Source organism: bacterium (assembly GCA_023228325.1).
GTDB lineage: Bacteria > Auribacterota > UBA6266 > UBA6266 > UBA6266 > UBA6266.
In genome coordinates this window covers 1-3480 of sequence record JALOBK010000032.1, presented here as the reverse complement: position 1 = coordinate 3480, position 3480 = coordinate 1, and the positions used below count along the sequence as shown (strand labels likewise).

Annotated in this window: 3 protein-coding genes; all 3 read left to right on the top strand. The window is 47.2% G+C overall.

All coding sequences use genetic code 11. From position 1 onward, the window contains the following. Positions 1-684 (top strand): pyrroline-5-carboxylate reductase (locus M0R36_11325; GenBank protein ID MCK9556381.1); only part of this gene is annotated, 684 nt, incomplete at its 5' end. Between the two features lie 2 nt (positions 685-686). Then, on the top strand, positions 687-1547 hold the full coding sequence (mtnP, locus tag M0R36_11320; GenBank protein MCK9556380.1) for an S-methyl-5'-thioadenosine phosphorylase: 861 nt from the start codon (positions 687-689) through the stop codon (positions 1545-1547). Positions 1548-1551: 4 nt separating this feature from the next. After that, the coding region (gene ileS / locus M0R36_11315) for an isoleucine--tRNA ligase (GenBank protein MCK9556379.1) at positions 1552-3480 on the top strand (1929 nt) is incomplete at its 3' end.

The window sequence follows — 3480 nt, the reverse complement described above, 5'->3', positions numbered from 1 at the left end:
CGGGACCTGGCTTCTCAGGTTGAAGTTATCATCCTGGCAGTCAAGCCGCAGGATTTTAATCATATCTTAAAAGAGATCAAGGGCTCAACCGCCAATAAATTGATCATTTCTATCGCTGCCGGCATAAGCACGAGCCACATTGAGAAGATTTTCGGCGAAGCAAGAGTTATCCGGGTAATGCCGAATATCGGCGCAAAAGTAGCCGAGTCAGTTACCTGTTTGTGTAAGGGCGCGCTGGCTACTGATGACGACCTGGGGTTGGCGCAGGAATTATTCTATTATCTGGGCGCAGTCAGGGTCATAGATGAAGCGATGATGAACGCGGCAACGGCGATCTCCGGAAGCGGGCCGGCCTACGTATTTCACTTTATTGAGAACAGCACGCTGGATCCCGAGAATATACCCGAGCATGCCCGGCATGATATGATGCGCAGGCTGGAGAAGGCGGCTGAGGGGTTAGGTTTTTCCACGGAAGACGCGGCATTTCTGGCGGCGAACACGACGAATGCCGCGATCAGCTTGCTGCATAAGACAAAATTACCGGCGCAGGAATTAAGAAAACAGGTTACTTCCAAAGGCGGCACTACCGAAGTAGCTTTAGAGGTCATAACCAAAGGCGGCTCCTGGGAAGAAGCAGCGCAGGCAGCGCAAAAAAGAGCCGAAGAATTAGCCAGGAGATTATAAATATGCCTAAAATAGGAATTATCGGCGGCAGCGGATTATATAAGATAGAAGGAATCAAAAATGTAAGGAAAGTTGCAGTTAATACGCCTTTTGGAAAACCGTCCGATAAATTTATTCTCGGTGAATTAGAGGGTAAGGAGGTTGTTTTTCTCCCCCGCCACGGCATCGGGCACCGCATTTCGCCCGGGTGCATAAATTACCGCGCGAATATTTTCGGAATGAAAAAGCTGGGCGTAGGAAGGATCATTTCAGTAAGCGCCTGCGGTTCCTTAAAAGAAGAACTTAAGCCGTTGGATTTCGTAGTTGTGGACCAGTTCGTAGACAGGACAAATTACGGACGGGAGATGTCTTTTTTTACCAGGGGAATAGTGGCGCATATCGAATTTTCGCATCCGGTCTGTTCCTGCTTAAGCCAGCTGATCTATGATTCCGGAAAAGATTTAAAAATCAGTATTCATCCTAAAGGGACTTATATCAACATGGAAGGCCCGGCATTTTCCACCTTGGCGGAATCAAATCTTTACCGCAGCTGGGGCATGGATATTATCGGTATGACGAATATGGCCGAGGCCAAGCTTGCCCGGGAAGCTGAGATCTGCTATGCGACTCTGGCCGCGATCACCGATTATGACTGCTGGCACCCGCAGCATGAATCCGTGACCATCGAAATGATCATCGGTAACTTGAATAAGAATATTGAGAGTTCCAAGAAAATCTTAAGTTCAGTAATAAGAAATATTCCTGGCCGTTGTTCCTGCGGCTGCTCTGACGCGCTTAAATACGCGATGGTTACGGACAAGAAGCTCATTCCAGCCAAAACCAAGAAAGACCTCGGGATTATCATCGGGAAATACCTGAAATAATAAAATGGATTATAAAGCTACCTTAAACTTACCGCAGACAAAATTTGCCATGAAAGCGGACCTTCCCAAAAGGGAGCCGCTGTTTCTGGAGGCCTGGCAATCCCAGGATATTTACCGCCTTATCCGCGAAAAAGCGAAAGACTCGCCTAAATACGTTTTACATGACGGCCCGCCTTACGCTAACGGCAATATCCATATCGGCCATGCCCTGAATAAGATACTCAAGGATATCATCGTTAAATATAAGACCATGCAGGGCTTTAGTTCTCCTTATGTCCCGGGTTGGGACTGTCATGGGCTGCCGGTGGAGCATGCGCTTTTTAAAGAACTGAAGATGAATAAGTATCAGATCAATCAGGTGGAGTTCCGTAAAAAAGCCCATGATTACGCCACGAAATATGTAAATATACAAAAAGAGGAATTCCAGCGTTTAGGCGTCTTCGGCGATTGGGATAATCCATATTTAACCTTAAACCGCGAATACGAAGAAGCTATCGTTGGTTCTTTCCTGGACTTGGTTCGTAAAGGCTATATCTATCGGGGGTTAAAACCGGTTAACTGGTGTTTCAGGTGCGAAACCGCCCTCGCTGAAGCAGAAGTAGAATATGAAGACCATGCATCGCCTTCGGTTTTCGTTAAATTCAGGCTGGATAGCAGCAAGGATTTTCCGGAGGATAGTTATTTAATCATTTGGACTACTACCCCCTGGACGCTGATTGCCAATGTCGCTGTAGCGGTGCATCCAGATTTTGCCTATTCGTATCTTAAGACAAATAGAGGCAATATCATCATCGCCAATGTAAGGATGCAGGTTTTGTCTTCTCTGGGGGTTGAAAAATACGAAGTGCTCCGGGAATTTAAAGGCCGGGACCTGGAAGGCCTGGCTTATGAACATCCCCTCGGTTTACGTAAAGGGAAGGTTGTCTTAGCGAATTATGTTTCGGCTGAAGACGGAAGCGGATTGGTGCATACGGCCCCGGGCCACGGGATGGATGATTTCCTGACCGGCTTAAGATACAAGCTGGAAACAGTTATGCCGGTTGATCCTAAGGGAAATTTTGATTCCAGCGCCGCTGAATTCCAAGGGATGAATGTTTTTGATGCTAATAAGGCGATACTTGAGAAATTGCAATCTTCAGGGTTATTATTATTGTCCGATAAAATAACGCATTCCTATCCTTTGTGCTGGCGCTGCAAGAACCCTATTATATTCCGGGCAACTAACCAGTGGTTCCTGAAGATTGACCATAATGATTTACGTAAAAAGGCCCTGGCTGAGATAAAAGATAAAATAAATTTTATTCCTGAAGCAGGCAGGGAGAGAATAGCCAGCATGGTTGAATTGCGCCCGGATTGGTGCCTCTCCCGCCAGAGATACTGGGGAGTCCCCATTCCTTCTTTGATTTGCAAAAAATGTAATAATGAATTCCTGGATCCCGGAGTTATTGAAAAATACAGGGAATTTACCGCTAATGAAGGAACGGATTGCTGGTTTATCCGGGAGGCTGAAGATTTTATCCCCGCGGGGTTAAAATGTCCCTGCGGCGCAGGCGAGTTTGCTAAAGGAACGGATATCCTTGATGTCTGGTTTGACTCCGGGGTAAGCTCTCAGGCAGTGCTTAAGAAGCGCGGGGAATTAGGCGGAGTGCCTTGCGAGTTATACCTCGAAGGCTCTGACCAGCACCGCGGCTGGTTCCAGTCTTCGTTGATCCCGTCCATGTGCATTGATGGGAGTTCGCCTTTTAAAAGCGTATTGACCCACGGACATGTTGTGGATGGCCAGGGAAGGAAAATGTCTAAGTCTACGGGGAATGTAATCCCTCCTCAGGATATCATCAAGGACTACGGGGCGGATATTATCAGGCTTTGGGTTGCCGCAAGCGACTATAACGAAGATATCCGCATCTCCAAGGAGATGCTGACACGGCTTTCC

Coding starts and splice junctions, on each gene's coding strand:
- mtnP (MCK9556380.1), top strand. CDS start 687: ATGCCTAAAATAGGAATTATCGGCGGCAGCGGATTATATAAGATAGAA.